This window comes from Leisingera sp. CC-HEC093 (genome assembly GCF_059429195.1).
This window is the reverse complement of the sequence record NZ_JCAIJR010000001.1, coordinates 2,348,662-2,362,304: the sequence shown is the minus strand read 5'-3', so window position 1 is coordinate 2,362,304 and position 13,643 is coordinate 2,348,662. Positions and strand designations below refer to the sequence as shown.

At 61.0% G+C, this 13,643-nt stretch carries 18 protein-coding genes; 12 read left to right on the top strand and 6 right to left on the bottom strand.

The features are described from left to right. Positions 1-63: 63 nt before the first annotated feature. From AC5STB_RS11360 to AC5STB_RS11350, 3 genes are all read right to left on the bottom strand, one after another. Positions 64-561, bottom strand: a complete 498-nt coding sequence (locus tag AC5STB_RS11360) for a Dps family protein (RefSeq protein ID WP_495442941.1) — start codon at positions 559-561, stop codon at positions 64-66. Between the two features lie 125 nt (positions 562-686). After that, the gene (locus AC5STB_RS11355) at positions 687-857 is read right to left on the bottom strand and encodes a DUF1328 domain-containing protein (RefSeq protein ID WP_495442940.1); all 171 of its coding nucleotides are present in this window, start codon (positions 855-857) and stop codon (positions 687-689) included. Between the two features lie 181 nt (positions 858-1,038). Further along, positions 1,039-1,770, bottom strand: a complete 732-nt coding sequence (locus AC5STB_RS11350; RefSeq protein WP_495442939.1) for a Crp/Fnr family transcriptional regulator — start codon at positions 1,768-1,770, stop codon at positions 1,039-1,041. Between the two features lie 87 nt (positions 1,771-1,857). Here AC5STB_RS11350 and AC5STB_RS11345 point away from each other — a divergent pair, with 87 nt between their 5' ends. The 3 genes from AC5STB_RS11345 (at position 1,858) to AC5STB_RS11335 (ending at position 3,953) form a co-directional block, all read left to right on the top strand. Continuing rightward, complete coding sequence (locus tag AC5STB_RS11345) at positions 1,858-2,277, top strand: hypothetical protein (protein WP_495442938.1); 420 nt, start codon at positions 1,858-1,860, stop codon at positions 2,275-2,277. A gap of 36 nt (positions 2,278-2,313) precedes the next feature. Beyond that, a complete protein-coding gene (locus AC5STB_RS11340; protein WP_495442937.1) occupies positions 2,314-2,487 on the top strand; it encodes a DUF1328 domain-containing protein in 174 nt (57 codons plus the stop codon). A 425-nt stretch (positions 2,488-2,912) separates the two neighbouring features. Further along, positions 2,913-3,953, top strand: coding sequence for a radical SAM/SPASM domain-containing protein (locus AC5STB_RS11335; protein ID WP_495442936.1), 1,041 nt, complete (start codon positions 2,913-2,915; stop codon positions 3,951-3,953). 79 nt (positions 3,954-4,032) lie between these two features. Here AC5STB_RS11335 and AC5STB_RS11330 read toward each other — a convergent pair whose 3' ends face one another. Then, positions 4,033-4,830, bottom strand: a complete 798-nt coding sequence (locus AC5STB_RS11330) for a phytanoyl-CoA dioxygenase family protein (RefSeq protein WP_495442935.1) — start codon at positions 4,828-4,830, stop codon at positions 4,033-4,035. Positions 4,831-4,929: 99 nt separating this feature from the next. Between AC5STB_RS11330 and AC5STB_RS11325 the strand changes: the two genes are divergently transcribed. Continuing rightward, positions 4,930-5,862 carry a LysR family transcriptional regulator gene (locus AC5STB_RS11325; RefSeq protein WP_495442934.1) on the top strand — a complete coding sequence of 311 codons (933 nt, stop codon included), beginning with the start codon at positions 4,930-4,932 and terminating at the stop codon, positions 5,860-5,862. Here the strand turns inward: AC5STB_RS11325 and irrA are convergent. Continuing rightward, positions 5,827-6,243, bottom strand: coding sequence for an iron response transcriptional regulator IrrA (gene irrA / locus AC5STB_RS11320; RefSeq protein WP_065265869.1), 417 nt, complete (start codon positions 6,241-6,243; stop codon positions 5,827-5,829). The genes AC5STB_RS11325 and irrA overlap by 36 nt on opposite strands. Before the next feature lie 215 nt (positions 6,244-6,458). Between irrA and fabA the strand changes: the two genes are divergently transcribed. The 5 genes from fabA to AC5STB_RS11295 all read left to right on the top strand — a co-directional run bounded on the left by fabA (position 6,459) and on the right by AC5STB_RS11295 (position 10,426). Beyond that, positions 6,459-6,968 (top strand): bifunctional 3-hydroxydecanoyl-ACP dehydratase/trans-2-decenoyl-ACP isomerase, encoded by a 510-nt coding sequence (gene fabA, locus AC5STB_RS11315; protein WP_495442933.1) that lies wholly within the window; start codon positions 6,459-6,461, stop codon positions 6,966-6,968. A gap of 45 nt (positions 6,969-7,013) precedes the next feature. Beyond that, positions 7,014-8,243, top strand: a complete 1,230-nt coding sequence (fabB, locus tag AC5STB_RS11310; protein WP_495442932.1) for a beta-ketoacyl-ACP synthase I — start codon at positions 7,014-7,016, stop codon at positions 8,241-8,243. A 7-nt stretch (positions 8,244-8,250) separates the two neighbouring features. After that, positions 8,251-9,042 carry an enoyl-ACP reductase FabI gene (locus AC5STB_RS11305; RefSeq protein WP_495442931.1) on the top strand — a complete coding sequence of 264 codons (792 nt, stop codon included), beginning with the start codon at positions 8,251-8,253 and terminating at the stop codon, positions 9,040-9,042. A 131-nt stretch (positions 9,043-9,173) separates the two neighbouring features. Further along, positions 9,174-9,806, top strand: coding sequence for an HD domain-containing protein (locus AC5STB_RS11300; RefSeq protein WP_495442930.1), 633 nt, complete (start codon positions 9,174-9,176; stop codon positions 9,804-9,806). Further along, a complete protein-coding gene (locus AC5STB_RS11295) occupies positions 9,803-10,426 on the top strand; it encodes a TetR/AcrR family transcriptional regulator (protein ID WP_495442929.1) in 624 nt (207 codons plus the stop codon). Before AC5STB_RS11300 ends, AC5STB_RS11295 begins: the two co-directional genes overlap by 4 nt. 128 nt (positions 10,427-10,554) lie before the next feature. Here AC5STB_RS11295 and AC5STB_RS11290 read toward each other — a convergent pair whose 3' ends face one another. Further along, positions 10,555-10,983, bottom strand: a complete 429-nt coding sequence (locus AC5STB_RS11290; protein ID WP_495442928.1) for an FKBP-type peptidyl-prolyl cis-trans isomerase — start codon at positions 10,981-10,983, stop codon at positions 10,555-10,557. 137 nt (positions 10,984-11,120) lie between these two features. Here AC5STB_RS11290 and AC5STB_RS11285 point away from each other — a divergent pair, with 137 nt between their 5' ends. The 3 genes from AC5STB_RS11285 to AC5STB_RS11275 are packed head-to-tail and all read left to right on the top strand — an operon-like array spanning position 11,121 to position 13,619. Continuing rightward, positions 11,121-11,807, top strand: a complete 687-nt coding sequence (locus tag AC5STB_RS11285; protein WP_495442927.1) for a haloacid dehalogenase type II — start codon at positions 11,121-11,123, stop codon at positions 11,805-11,807. Between the two features lie 7 nt (positions 11,808-11,814). Continuing rightward, entirely contained in the window at positions 11,815-12,645 is an 831-nt protein-coding gene (locus tag AC5STB_RS11280) for an alpha/beta fold hydrolase (protein WP_495442926.1), read from the top strand. Beyond that, positions 12,642-13,619, top strand: coding sequence for a threonine ammonia-lyase (locus AC5STB_RS11275; RefSeq protein ID WP_495442925.1), 978 nt, complete (start codon positions 12,642-12,644; stop codon positions 13,617-13,619). The genes AC5STB_RS11280 and AC5STB_RS11275 overlap by 4 nt, the downstream gene beginning before the upstream one ends. The last annotated feature ends 24 nt before the right edge of the window (positions 13,620-13,643 follow it).

Below are 13,643 nucleotides of genomic sequence, written 5' to 3'. Positions count from 1 at the left end.
GGGCGTCAGTCATCCTGCCCGGCCGCGGTGATCGCAGCCCGGTCAGGCGGCCAGGCTGAGCCGTCAGGACTTTGAGATTGCCCGCAGCATCCATGCTGCTTGCTCGTGGAAAGCCGACCGCGCGGTTGCCAAATCTTCGGTCACGATATCGCGGCGGCGGCCCGCCACCTCTGCAAGCGCATGCAGCCTGTGAGCGATCCGCTCGTGACTGGCAGCCAGGTCCTGCGCCATCTCTCCCGCGCTGAGATCACCTTCCGGGTCCTCAATCCTGGAGCGGTTCAGCACCTCGTCGATCCGAGACGGAGCCAGATGACCCAATGCGCGGATACGTTCGGCCAAAAGGTCGGCCGCCGTGAACATGTTCTCATACTGCTCTTCAGTCAGCTTATGCATCGAATAGAAAGCCGGCCCTTCCACATTCCAGTGGCAGGCATGGGTTTTGAAAACCAGCCGGTAGGTATCAGCAAGCACATCCGCCAAGCCGTCGGCGATTGCGCCGGTGTCTTTCACACCGGTGTCAACTTTGTCGGGGCTTGGAACGGCGGAAAGCGCGCCAGTCATGGGAAACTCCTTTTCTGGTTCGTGATTTGGTCACTGGGAATAAACTCGCGGGGGAAACAAAAGTTCCGCGCTGGTCTGCGCGTGCCCCTTGGCAGGACAGCGATTGCACCCCGCCGCCTAGGCCATCAGGACGAGCTGCCGCGCAGAAGGTGCGCAACAAGAACTGCAGCAAACAGCAGCAGAAAGATGAAGAACAGGACTTGTGCGATTCCTGCCGAGGCCGAGGCGATGCCGCCGAACCCGAAGGTGCCGGCGACGGCTGCAACGGCCAGGAAAACGAGTGCCCAGTAAAGCATGGCGTATCCTTTCAGTTGCTTGGTTCACCGGCTCAACCCCCAACCCCGGAAAAATGTTCCATGAGTACGAGCAGCCGCGGCTGAGACGCCCCGCGGCCAGGCGCAGGCGGGCGGCATGAGGCAGCTGTTCAATTGCACCAGCTCCTGCATCCTCTGGCCGCAACCCCGGGTTACGCGAACATCAGATCAGCGGACGCAGTTCCGGGGCCTCCAGGTCGATCAGCGCGATTTCGGCCAGCGCTGGCAGGTTCCTGATTTTCAGCATGCCATCGGTCCATTCTGCAAGCTTGCTGCTGCGAAGGGTTTTCAGCATCTTGTTGGTGTGCACCAGCGACAGGCCCAGAGCATCTGCCAGATCCTGCTGGCGGTACGGCAGCGGCACCGCGTTTTTCACCTCCATGCCCACGGCCTCCAGCCGCTGATACATCCGCACCAAGGCCCAGGCGATGCGCTGCCGGGCATCACGCTGCCCCAGGGATGCAATGGTTTCACCAAGAAAATGTTCCTCGACGGCTGCAATCCAGGTCAGGTCGTATGCACGCTCCGGGTGCCCCTGAAACAGATCAAACAGGGCCGTTCTGCGGAACACGCATAAAGTCATGCTGGTGGTCGCCTCGACGGAGTGTTTCATTTCGCCCATCAACCCGGCCTGGAGACCGGCAAAGTCGCCCGGGAACAGGAAATTGATCACCTGCCGCCGCCCGTTTTCAAGGGTTTTGTAACGTGTCCCCAAACCCTTCAGAACCGTAAAGAGCTGCGGGCTGTTCGACCCCTCAAGAAGGATCGTGGTGCCTGCATCCACGACCATTTCTCCTGTTTTGAACTCTTGGGTAAAGCCGACTTCTTCGCGCGACATTGGCGTGAATATGGCCCGGTTTCGCAGCGGGCAATTCTGGCAGGCAGTGGCAGACATGACCTTCCCCCTCTTCGGCTATGTCGCAGTTTAATGCACTCGGCCCGTAAAAGTTCCAAAATATCGCGTGTAGGGGGAACTTGATCAATGGATACGCCCAGCAGTCACTGTACGCATATCTACCTTATCGCCTCCAGGAACTATCTGGTCACTTGCGATATCTGCGACGCAGTAATGGACTACGACCCGTCTGCTGAGATCAGCGTGCAGAAGGGGCATGATGACGCGCTGTCCGTTCTTGACGGCTACCAGCGTATCAGCGTGGCCTTTGTGGAGGCGGGTTCGGAACTGGTGTCCCGCCTGAAGATCGACAAGAGCGTTCAAAGCCGCGGCGGGCGGCTCGTTCTGATGGGGGGGACAGCGGAGAATGAACTGGACGCGCGGTCGCCGCGGCTGCGGTGGCCAGTGCTTGCCAGGCCGGTTTCAACCCAAATGATTCTGGCCCAACTGACTTCCCGGAGTAAAGGCGAAGGGAACCAAACCGGTTTTTCCGAGTTGGTTCCCTGACTGCTGTTTCCGGCAGCCCTTTAAAAGGAGAAAGACATGCTTGGTTGGGCACTGACGTTTCTGGTAATCGCCCTGGTCGCAGCGCTGCTCGGTTTCGGCGGCATCGCTGGCGCCTCTGCCGGGATAGCGAAGATCCTTTTTGTTATCTTCCTTATCCTGTTTGTCGTCGCAATGATCGCACGCGCGATGAAAGGCAAGCCGCCGGTCTAAAGCGGCACCTGAACCGCATTTGGCCGGCTCTTTGCCTGCGAATGCGGGCCGGATGGCGGGCTATCCGGGGGGCTGGCCGCCATCCGGCGTTTGCAGCCACCGGACGTTACTGCTTTTTGCCGCAACAGAATGCGCTCTTTGCGGTCTCCTGAGGCTTTGGGCCGCAAAGACTATCAATCCCCCGTCATGCCGCAGGCTGGCGGCGCTGGTTGAGGAAGTTGCGCAAGCGGGGCTGACCTTTGCGGGCGCCGCACAAGGGGAGGCCAGCGGCAAAAACGAGCCAGCAGCCAGCCTGTGCCGTTTGCCGGTACGCACTGGGCGGGCAGCCATCACGCAATACTAATGGCTCGTGACCAGTCCAATGCTTGCTAGTCAGCCGCCAGCCACTATGGTTGACAAAGCAAGCACCAGACGGAGACAGCCAAATGCAGGACCTTGCCCCAGTCCCTGACTTAAAACCGGACTCAGCGCAGCCTGATCTGCCCGCCAAGCCTCCTGGCCTGCATGAACGGGCGCTGCATCTGCTGGCGCGGCTGCTGCCGCTGTCCTTCTTCCGGCGCCCGCCCAAAATTATCATCATCGACGCCACCAACAGCTGCAACCTGCGCTGCCCTGTCTGCCCGGTGACTTTTGCGATGCAGCGCAAACGCGGCATGATGAAGCCCCCGGTGTTCCGCAAAATCATTGATGATTTCAAAGACCAGCCGGAAAAGCCGGCCATCTACTTCAGTTTTTCGGGTGAGCCGACCCTGCACAAGGATCTCCCTGATTTCATTGCCTATGCGCATGAAAACGGGCATGACACCTATCTTTCGACCAACGCGACCCGTCTGACCCCGGAGATGAGCGAGCGGCTTATCCGTTCGGGACTGGCGCGGGTCAACCTCTGCATGGACGGGTTTTCCAAGGAGGCGCAGGAGGTTTACCGCGTCAATTCCGACTTCGCCAAGGTCAAGGCCAGCATCGAGGAATTCCTGGCGATCAAGAAAAACCTGGGGTTCAAGACGCCTGTCACGGTGCTGCAAACGCTGCTGACCAGCTATTCCGAGCCGCAGATGGACGAGATGGAAACCTGGGCGCGCGAGGCGGGTTTCGACAGGGTGCGGTTCAAGACCTTTTCGATCGGTTCCTACACTTCTGCCGATCAGAAACGCGAGTTTGCCCATTTCCTGCCGCGCCAGAAAAAGCTCCGCCGCCACCCGCGCCATACCAGCCATGCGATGTGCACGGTGCCGCTGTTTCAGTCGGTGGTGTTCTGGAACGGGGATCTGGGCCTGTGCTGCATTGACTACGACCAGGTGATCCAATTGCCGAATGTGGAGAAGGACGGTTTCCTTGCCGCTTACCGCTCGGACGAGGCTGCCCGCGCCCGCAAGCGCGGGTTTCTCAAGCAGTTTGGCATTTGCAAAACCTGTTCTTTTTCCAACGCCGAAAACATGGGCATCCGCCGTGACCTGAAGACATAGCCACCCGGCGGCCCTTTCATCTTTCCCTAAATACTCGGGGGTGAAGGCCGCTAGGCCGAGGGGGCAAAGCCCCCTCCCCTTAGCGCTGCAGCAAAATGGGAAACCAATCCTCCCGCAGGCGCTGGCCCGGTTGCATGCCGTGGCCAGGGAACGGCGGCGAGGTGCGGCCGGGACGTTCGGCATAGCGGGCATCGTCGCCCACCAAGCGCAGCGAAAAGGCGCGGCGGCGCGATGCAGAGGTATTGCCGCGGGCGCCATGCAGGGTCTTGTAGTTAAAGGCCACGGCGTCGCCGGGCTGCATCGGGTACTCAATTACGGTCATTCCTTCTGCATCCGGGTCCGGGACAGCCATGTACTGGCCTTCATCCGGAAAGAAATCCTCTTCCGACACCCAGCGGGTCGGCAGCACTTCCTTTTCCCACTTGTGCGACCCCGCCACACAGCGCAGCGCTGCGTCTCTCACCGCGTCCAGCGGCGACCAGAAACTGATGGTCTGCTGACCTTCGACAAAGTAATAGGGTCCATCCTGGTGCCATGGGGTCGGCATCGAGGTGCCTGGCTCTTTGACCAGGACATGGTCATGGAACATTTGCACAGAGGTCGACTTCATCAAGTCCGCGGCCACTTCGGCAGCCGGCGATTCTTTGATTGCCCTCTCGAACTCGGGAATGCGGGACCAATTGCAGTAATCGTCGAAAAAGCGTCCGGTCTGGCCCGCCTTCTCGTTGTTCGACGCATATGGCCCGGGATCTTCCATATTTGCCGCCACACCTTCGCGGAGAAGCTCAACCTGGCCGGCAAACAAACCCCGGATTAGAACAACACCGTCGCGCTGAAACTGTTCGACGTGTTCAGGTGTAATGAGGGGGTGGACCATTGCTGCCTCCGCTGCTGAATGATGCAATTCTGATGCGGTATTCCTGCCGCGGCGAGGGCATAGTTTCAAATCATATCTTTCTAATATACCCTTAGATTCATGTTATATCTCACCTTGCGCCATTACGAGTATATCTGTGCCGTGGCCCGCCATGGCAGCCTGTCAGCTGCGGCTGATGCGGTGCATGTGAGCCAGCCTGCACTCTCTGCTGCTCTCAGCCGGATCGAGGACCGTCTGGGCCACCCCCTGTTCCTGCGCCGCCGTGGAGCGGCGCTGGCGATGACGCCTCAGGGCAGGCTTTTTGCTGAAAAAGCCCAGGCGCTGCTGGAGCAGGCCGCACTGCTGGAAGACCCCAAGGGAGCAAGCGCCGGGCAACAGCGGCTGGTGCTGGTCTGCTTCTCCGATCTGGCCCCATTCTTGCTGGCCCCGGCGCTAAAGGCGTTACGCGAGGCCTTTCCGGAAGTGGGAATCAGCCACAGGGCCTGCGGGTTTGAACCGCTGATAACTGCCCTGTCTGAAGGAGAAGCGGATCTGGCGATCACCTATGACCTGGGACTGGACGCATGCTTTAGCCGGGCGGAGCTGCACCGGTTGTCACCGCATGCACTGGTGCCGCCGGGCCACCCGCTAGCAATCCGCAGCAGCATATCCCTGGCTGAGTTGGCGGGACACCCGCTGGTTCTATCGCAGGAGGGGCTGTCGGTGCATCATATGCTGGGGTTGTTCAAAGCGCATAGGCTGGTGCCGCAGATTGCGCACCGGGCGGATTCGCTGGAACTTCTGCGCAGTCTGGCGGCCAATGGTGAGGGCGTAGGCATCAGCTACAGCCTGCCGCCTGGCAGGAAGAGCTATGACGGCAAAGCCTTATGCGCGGTACGGGTCACGGATGTCGGCGCTGAAGAGCCGGTGATTCTGGCCGCACACGCGGATCTGCCGAAGACTTCCGTGGCATTTCAGGCGCACGGCGTTCTGAGAGACGTGCTCAGCGCCGTCCGGTCAGACCTTTCGCAGGCGGATCACCACATCGACTGAGGCGATCTCCATACCTTCCGGTGCCTCAGGCAGCTTGTGAATCACCAATTCCTGCGCCGGTGCATCGCTGACGCGGCCCTCATCCTCCCAGAAGAAGTGAGGATGGTCATGGGTGTTGGTGTCGAAATAACTTTTGGACCCGTCAAGCGGGATCTCCTGCAGCACGCCTGCATCGCAAAAGGCGCGCAGCGTGTTGTAGACCGTAGCCAGCGAAACCGCAGCCCCATTTTTCTTAGCCGACTCGAACAGGCTTTCCGCGGTAATGTGGCGGTGTTTGCCATCGCCCACCAGCAATTCGGCAAGCGCAACCCTCTGCCGGGTGGGCCGCAGCCCGGCATCTGTCAGCCAGCGCGTGGCCACTTCTTCGCTGTTTGGCGTCATGAGCAGGTCCTGCGTCGCGTTGCTGACCGTATATATAGGAGCAACACCCAGGGTTTTTCAAATGAAATTCATTCGCAGCTGGCTGGCCCTTTCCAGTGCTTCTTTGGCACAATCAGCGGAGGAAGTGACGCGGGGTACCCTTGCAGGACCCTTTGGCCGGGTGCTACAGGGAGCCAGATATACATTCACGAACCTCAGGCAGGAGATGCGCCCGAATGGCCGATTACCCCAGCAGCTTTGACAAGGACGATTTGCTGAAATGCGCGCGGGGCGAGCTGTTCGGTCCCGGCAATGCCCAGCTGCCGGCGCCGCCGATGCTGATGATGGACCGCATCACCGAAATTTCCGGTGATGGCGGCGAACACGGCAAGGGCCATGTGATTGCTGAATTCGACATCACCCCGGACCTGTGGTTCTTTGACTGCCATTTCCCCGGCAACCCGATCATGCCCGGCTGCTTGGGCCTGGATGGCCTGTGGCAGCTGACCGGCTTCAACCTGGGCTGGCGCGGCTGGCAGGGCCGCGGTTATGCGCTGGGGGTGGGTGAAGTGAAGCTCACCGGCATGGTGCGCCCGGACCGCAAGATGCTGACGTACCGGATCAACTTCACCAAGGCCATTCAGACCCGCCGCCTGACCATGGGTGTCGCTGACGGCATCGTCGAGGCGGACGGTGACGTGATTTATCAGGTCAAGGATATGAAAGTGGCCCTGTCCGAAAGCTGATACGCTTTCCGGCAGGACAAAAGTCACAGAAACAGGAGTACGCACATGCGCCGTGTCGTCGTCACCGGTTTGGGGATTGTCTCCTCTATCGGGAACAATGCCGAAGAGGTCACCGCCTCGTTGAAGGCCGGAAAATCCGGCATCGTTGCCAGTCCGGAAATGGCCGAGCACGGCTTTCGCAGCCAAGTGGCCGGCACGCTGAAGATCGATGTGGCCGAGCATGTGGACAAGCGCACCCTGCGCTTCATGGGCCCGGGCGCGGCCTATGCCCATATCGCGATGAGCCAGGCAATTGCCGATGCGGGCCTGTCCGAGGATCATGTGGTGAATGAGCGCACCGGTCTTGTCGCGGGTTCCGGCGGCCCGTCAACCTCCGCCATGCTGACTGCGCATCAGACTGTGCTGAAGTCTGGCGCCACCAAGCGCATCGGCCCGTTTGCGGTGCCGAAATGTATGTCCTCGACCATTTCCGCGAACCTAGCGACCGCATTCAAGATCAAAGGCATCAACTACTCGATCACGTCTGCCTGCTCGACTTCGCTGCACTGCATTGGCAACGCGGCGGAGCAGATTATGATGGGTAAGCAGGACGTGATGTTCGCCGGCGGCGGCGAGGAGCTGGACTGGACCCTCAGCTGCCTGTTCGACGCCATGGGCGCAATGTCCTCCAAGCGAAACGACGAGCCGGAAAAAGCCTCGCGCGCCTTTGATCAGGACCGCGACGGTTTCGTGATCTCCGGCGGCGGCGGCATTGTCGTGCTGGAAGACCTCGAGCACGCGCTGGCCCGCGGTGCCAGGATCTATGCCGAGGTGACCGGTTTTGCTGCCACCTCTGACGGCCACGACATGGTTGCGCCGTCCGGCGAAGGCGGAGAGCGGGCAATGCGTCTGGCGCTCTCCACCCTGCCCGAAGGCCGCAAGGTGGATTACATCAATGCGCATGGCACCTCGACTCCGGTTGGCGACGTCGGCGAAGTTGAAGCCGCCCGCCGGGTGTTCGGCGAGGGCAACGTGCCGCCGATCTCTTCGACCAAGTCGATGACCGGCCACGCTCAGGGTGCTGCCGGCGCGCTAGAGGCAATCTTCTGCCTTTTGATGCTGGACAACGACTTTATCACCCCGTCGATCAATGTCGACACCCTCGCCGAAGGCATTCAGCCGGGCGAGATTGCCACCAGCCTGGTGGAGAACGCCGGCCTCGACTCAGTGATGACCAACAGCTTCGGCTTTGGCGGCACAAACGGCTCGATGGTTCTGAGCAGATACAAGGGATAAGTGAACGATGGCGGGATTGCTGACAGGCAAACGCGGCCTGATTATGGGCGTTGCCAATGACCGCTCCATCGCCTGGGGCATTGCCAAGGCCATGGCAGAGTCCGGGGCCGAACTGGCCTTTACCTACCAGGGCGAAGCTTTTGGCAAGCGGCTGGAGCCGCTGGCGCAGAGCGTCGGCTCGGATTTCATGGTCGATGTGGATGTAACCGACGATGCCTCGCTGGACGCAGCTTTTGAGGAGCTGTCAGGCCGCTGGCCTTCACTCGATTTTGTGGTCCACGCAATTGCCTATTCGGACAAGTCTGAGCTGACCGGGCGCTTCCTGGATACCAGCCGGGCGAACTTCAAGAACTCCCTGGACATCTCCGCGTATTCCTTCATCGAAATAGCGCGGCGCGCCTATCCGCTGATGAAAGACAACGGCGGCACCCTGCTGACCCTGACCTATCAGGGGTCGAACCAAGTGGTTCCGAATTACAACGTGATGGGCGTGGCCAAGGCAGCGCTTGAATCGGCTACCCGCTATCTGGCCAACGATCTGGGTCCGGAAGGCATCCGGGTGAACGCGATCTCCCCTGGCCCGATGAAGACCCTGGCCGGGGCCGCAATCGGCGGCGCGCGCAAAACCTTCAAACACACCGCCCAGAATGCACCGATGCGCGATAACGCGACGCTGGAAGCTGTCGGCGGCACCGCGGTTTACCTGGCTTCGAACGCAGGCGCCTGCACCACCGGGGAGATCATCCGGGTCGATGGCGGGTTCCACGTCCTGGGAATGCCGCAGCCGGATCACCTGTGACTACTTCCGCATAAATTCAAAGTGTTGAGGCGCCCCTGTGGCGCCTTTTCTTTTGCCTGCACTATTGCGTTCTTTATTTATGTACCGAATCGAATATTATTGGTCAGCAATGCAGTTTCAGGAAGAATCGGATGCCACTGTCAAACATCGTTCGCGCGCCGGATACCTCACTTTGCGCAGCTGCCGCAGAGATGGCCCGCATGGCCAGCGCGCCTTTCCTCTACAATCATGTGAGCCGCTCCCATGTTTTCGGCGCGCTGATGGCTCAGAAGCTGGAAATGAAGTACGATCCGGAGCTGTTCTATATCGCCGCCATGCTGCATGATCTGGGCCTGACAGAGGCCTACAAAGGTGACGACAGGTTCGAGGTGGACGCCGCGGACGCCGCCGCGCGTTTTCTTGCGGCGCGGAATGTGGAGCAATCCCGCATCGACCGGGTCTGGGACGCCATCGCGCTGCACACCACGTTTTCGATCCCGCAAAAGAAATCGCCGGAAGCGGCCCTGGTGCAAATCGGAGCCGGCATCGACGTGGGCGTGATCCCGCATGACAAGATCACTCCGGAGATGATGGAACAGGTGCTTGACGCTCACCCCCGCCTTGGCTTCAAACAGGCCATGGAACAGGCCCTGACCCGGATCTATGCGGAGAAACCAATGACAGCGATGCACAACTTTGGGGCAGATGTGGCCCGCCGGAATGTCCCGGGTTTCCACCAGCCGCATTTTTGCGACATGCTGCATGGCGCGGGTTTCACGGAATGAGCCGTGGCCGCGGGCGCCCGCGCAAGTTCGACGAGGGTGAAGTCCGGCAGGCCATCATGCGCTGCTTCTGGGCCAAGGGCTATGCCGCGACCTCACTTGACGACCTATCCAAGGCGACCGGGCTGGTACGGCCCAGTCTTTATGCGGCCTTCGGCGGCAAGCAGGATATGTTTTTGGCAGCGATGGACGATTTTGCTGCCAGAACACGAGCCTATCTGACTGACAAAGTGAGGCCCGATGCATCCCCGGACGCAGCCTTGCAGGCCGTTTTTCTGGCAATGCTGGACCTTTATCATACGGACGAAGGCGGTTGGGGTTGCCTTGTTTTTTCGACCGCAACGGCAGAGGCGCCTGCGCATCCGGGAATCCGGGACAAGCTGCAGGAACAGCTTGCCCGCAGCGATGATCAGTTCCGCCGCCTGCTGCAGCGCCATGCCCCATCGGCGGCACCGCGAAACCTGGACACGGCCGCGGCACTTGCCGCCGCCGTGCTGCACTCCATCGGCCTGCGCGCCCGTTCCGGCGTTCCCCGGCCAGCCCTTGAGGAGTTTGCCGCAAAGTCCGCCGGCAGCATCGCGTCATTTATTGAGGGTTCTTCTGGAGAACACAGTCCCGGTTGACATCAGGCAGGGTCCCCGGCCTGAGCATGCGGCCCAGCGCCGCCGCGGCGCCGGGCCCAACCGGTGAGGATGCAATCTTCAGATTGCACCGCAATTGGCGGGAGCCCCCCGCCCTCAGCTTGGTTCAGTTAGGTGACGGAAACCAGTTCGATATCAAACACCAGATCCTTGCCCGCGAGGAAATGGTTGGCGTCCAGAGTCACGGATTCATCGCTGACTTCCACGACGGTCACCGGCAGCACCTGGCCATCGGGGCTTTGCATCTGCAACTGGGTGCCAAGGTCCAGCGGGATGTCCGCGGGGATACCCTCACGCGGGATTTCTTGCCGTGCGGCGGGGTTGACCGGGCCGTAGGCCTCGGCGCAGGGGATTTCGAGGATTTTCTTGTCGCCCTCTGCCATGCCTTCAAGCCCTGCATCCATACCCGCAATCACTTGGCCTGCGCCCACGGTGAATTCCAGCGGATCCCGGCCTTCAGAGCTGTCAAAGACGGTGCCGTCTGCCAGCTTGCCTGTGTAGTGGATGCGCACTGTGTCGCCGTTCTTTACCCCGGTCATGAGACCTCCAATCGGTTGCGGGTTGATAAAGGGGAGCAGCCTATCGTCCGCAGACGTGATGTAAACCCGTATGGGTACAATTTCCTGCTTTGCCCGCTCTTTGCCTTCGTGCAACTCTCGGCACTTGGGAGGATAGAATGCCAATCAACACCTGTATCTTTGACGCCTACGGAACCTTGTTCGATGTCTCCGCGGCAGCGCGCCAGGCGGCCAGCGAACCGGAGTTTCCGCATCTGCGCGACAGCTGGTCAGAACTGGCTGTTCACTGGCGGCTGAAGCAGCTGCAATACACTTGGCTGCGCGCGATCACCAATGCCCACGCTGATTTCTGGGACGTGACGCAGGACGGGCTTGACTGGGCGATGGAAGCCGCCGGTCTGGCCGGGGATGCGGCGCTGCGCCAGCGGCTGCTGGATCTCTATTGGCAGCTGCAAGCCTACCCGGAGGTGCCGGCGATGCTGCAAGCGCTGAAGGACGCAGGCATGAATACCGCGATCCTTTCAAACGGCTCGCCCGCGATGCTGGAAGGTGCGGTGCGGTCGGCTGGGCTGCACGATGTGCTGGATGATGTACTTTCGGTCGAAAGCGCCGGCATCTTCAAACCCGACGCCCGCGTCTATGATCTGGTTGGCAAACGGTTCGCCTGCGCCAAGGAAGGCGTGCTGTTTGTCTCCTCAAACGGCTGGGATGCCGCAGGCGCTGCCGGTTACGGGTTTACCGCTGCCTGGGTCAACCGCGCTGGAGAGCCGATCGACCGCCTGCCCTGGAAACCGGCACACATCCTGACGGATTTGACTGCCATTCCCGACCTTGCCAAGGGATGAACCGCAGATGCCAATCTTTGACACTACGGACGGGCTGCGCCTGCACTACACAGATACCGGTGAAGGCCTGCCGCTTTTGTGCCTGGCGGGTCTGACCCGGGACAGCCGGGATTTCCGTTATTTTGCGCCGCATGCCACGCGGTACCGGATGATTACCCTGGATGCCCGCGGGCGCGGACAATCGGATCATGACCCGGAATTCCTGAACTACAACGTCCTGCGTGAGGCACAGGATGTGCTGGAGCTGCTGGATCATCTCCAGATCGGTCAGGCCGCCATGCTCGGCACATCGCGCGGAGGGCTGGTCGCGATGACATTGGCAGCGATGGCCAAGGACAGGCTGTCGGCGGTGATCTTGAACGACGTCGGCCCAGAGCTTCCCGCAGGCGGCATTTCCCGGATCATGGAGTATGTAGGCCGCCGCCCTGCAGCCAAATCTCATGCGCAGGCCGCGGAAACGCTGGCCGCGCTGATGGCCCGGGATTTTCCGGACGTACCCGCGGCACGCTGGCGCGAGGAAGCGGAGGCTTTCTACGATCAAATCCCGGACGGGCTTTCCCTGCGCTATGACCCGCACCTGCGCGACGCGCTGCTGGCGCAAGCCGAAGCAGGCCCGCCGCCGGACCTGTGGCCCATTTTCATGGCGCTGGACGGCTTGCACTGTGGAGTGATCCGCGGGGCAAATTCCGACATCTTAAGCGCAGGGACATTCTCAGAGATGCAACGGCGTCTGCCCGCCTTGCATGCCGTGGAAATCGCCAACCGCGGCCATGTGCCCTTTCTGGACGAGCCGGAGGCGCTCGCCCTCATCCATTCAGTTCTGGATCAGATCAAATGACCTCAATCGCCATGATTGAAGCCGCCGCAGAACGGCTGAAAGGCCAGGCCCGCGTGACCCCGCTCCTGTCCTCGCCATTCCTGGATGAGATCGCGGGGCGGCGGCTTCTGGTCAAGGCGGAATGCCTTCAGCATACCGGATCCTTCAAGTTCCGCGGCGGCTGGTCAGCAGTTTCGGCACTGCCGGAAAAAGACCGAATGCGCGGTGTGATCGCCTATTCCAGCGGCAACCATGCGCAGGGTGTGGCGGCAGCAGCCAAGGCGCATGGCGCGCCTGCAGTGATCGTGATGCCGGCAGATGCCCCGCAGCTGAAAATTCAGAACACCCGTAATCTGGGGGCTGAGGTGGTGCTCTATGACCGTGCCGGGGGCGAAAGCCGCGAAGCGGTCGGCGCACAATATGCGGAAAACCGCGGGCTGACCCTGATCAAACCCTACGATGAGCCGCTGGTGATTGCCGGTCAGGGCACCTGCGGGCTGGAGATTGCCGAGCAGGCCGCAACCGAAGGTGTCAATACTGCGGAGGTGCTGGTCAACTGTGGCGGAGGCGGGCTGTCGTCCGGTATTGCCCTAGCGCTGGAAGCCCGCGCCCCGGGTTTGAGAGTGCGGCCTGTTGAACCTGAGGGCTTCGACGACGTGACCCGGTCGCTTGTGGCAGGTGAAATCCGGCAGAACCCCAGTTTGTCCGGTTCAATCTGCGACGCCATTCTGACACCGCAGCCGGGGGATATCACCTTTCCGATCCTCAGGCGCCTGTGCGGCCCGGGGCTGGTGATTACCGGGGAACAGGCGATGCAAGCCATGGCGCTGGCCTTCTTGCGGCTGAAAATCGTGCTGGAGCCCGGAGGCGCGGCCTCGCTGGCGGCAGCCCTTTTCCACGCGGATCAGATCGAAGGCGATGCGGTGATTGCAGTCGCGACCGGCGGCAATGTGGATGCAGAGCTGTTCCGGGAGGCTCTCTCGCGTTATGCTTGAGACCTGACCGCGCGATGGTCCGTG

Coding starts and splice junctions, on each gene's coding strand:
- AC5STB_RS11360 (WP_495442941.1), bottom strand. CDS start 561: ATGACTGGCGCGCTTTCCGCCGTTCCAAGCCCCGACAAAGTTGACACC.
- AC5STB_RS11355 (WP_495442940.1), bottom strand. CDS start 857: ATGCTTTACTGGGCACTCGTTTTCCTGGCCGTTGCAGCCGTCGCCGGC.
- AC5STB_RS11350 (WP_495442939.1), bottom strand. CDS start 1,770: ATGTCTGCCACTGCCTGCCAGAATTGCCCGCTGCGAAACCGGGCCATA.
- AC5STB_RS11345 (WP_495442938.1), top strand. CDS start 1,858: ATGGATACGCCCAGCAGTCACTGTACGCATATCTACCTTATCGCCTCC.
- AC5STB_RS11340 (WP_495442937.1), top strand. CDS start 2,314: ATGCTTGGTTGGGCACTGACGTTTCTGGTAATCGCCCTGGTCGCAGCG.
- AC5STB_RS11335 (WP_495442936.1), top strand. CDS start 2,913: ATGCAGGACCTTGCCCCAGTCCCTGACTTAAAACCGGACTCAGCGCAG.
- AC5STB_RS11330 (WP_495442935.1), bottom strand. CDS start 4,830: ATGGTCCACCCCCTCATTACACCTGAACACGTCGAACAGTTTCAGCGC.
- AC5STB_RS11325 (WP_495442934.1), top strand. CDS start 4,930: ATGTTATATCTCACCTTGCGCCATTACGAGTATATCTGTGCCGTGGCC.
- irrA (WP_065265869.1), bottom strand. CDS start 6,243: ATGACGCCAAACAGCGAAGAAGTGGCCACGCGCTGGCTGACAGATGCC.
- fabA (WP_495442933.1), top strand. CDS start 6,459: ATGGCCGATTACCCCAGCAGCTTTGACAAGGACGATTTGCTGAAATGC.
- fabB (WP_495442932.1), top strand. CDS start 7,014: ATGCGCCGTGTCGTCGTCACCGGTTTGGGGATTGTCTCCTCTATCGGG.
- AC5STB_RS11305 (WP_495442931.1), top strand. CDS start 8,251: ATGGCGGGATTGCTGACAGGCAAACGCGGCCTGATTATGGGCGTTGCC.
- AC5STB_RS11300 (WP_495442930.1), top strand. CDS start 9,174: ATGCCACTGTCAAACATCGTTCGCGCGCCGGATACCTCACTTTGCGCA.
- AC5STB_RS11295 (WP_495442929.1), top strand. CDS start 9,803: ATGAGCCGTGGCCGCGGGCGCCCGCGCAAGTTCGACGAGGGTGAAGTC.
- AC5STB_RS11290 (WP_495442928.1), bottom strand. CDS start 10,983: ATGACCGGGGTAAAGAACGGCGACACAGTGCGCATCCACTACACAGGC.
- AC5STB_RS11285 (WP_495442927.1), top strand. CDS start 11,121: ATGCCAATCAACACCTGTATCTTTGACGCCTACGGAACCTTGTTCGAT.
- AC5STB_RS11280 (WP_495442926.1), top strand. CDS start 11,815: ATGCCAATCTTTGACACTACGGACGGGCTGCGCCTGCACTACACAGAT.
- AC5STB_RS11275 (WP_495442925.1), top strand. CDS start 12,642: ATGACCTCAATCGCCATGATTGAAGCCGCCGCAGAACGGCTGAAAGGC.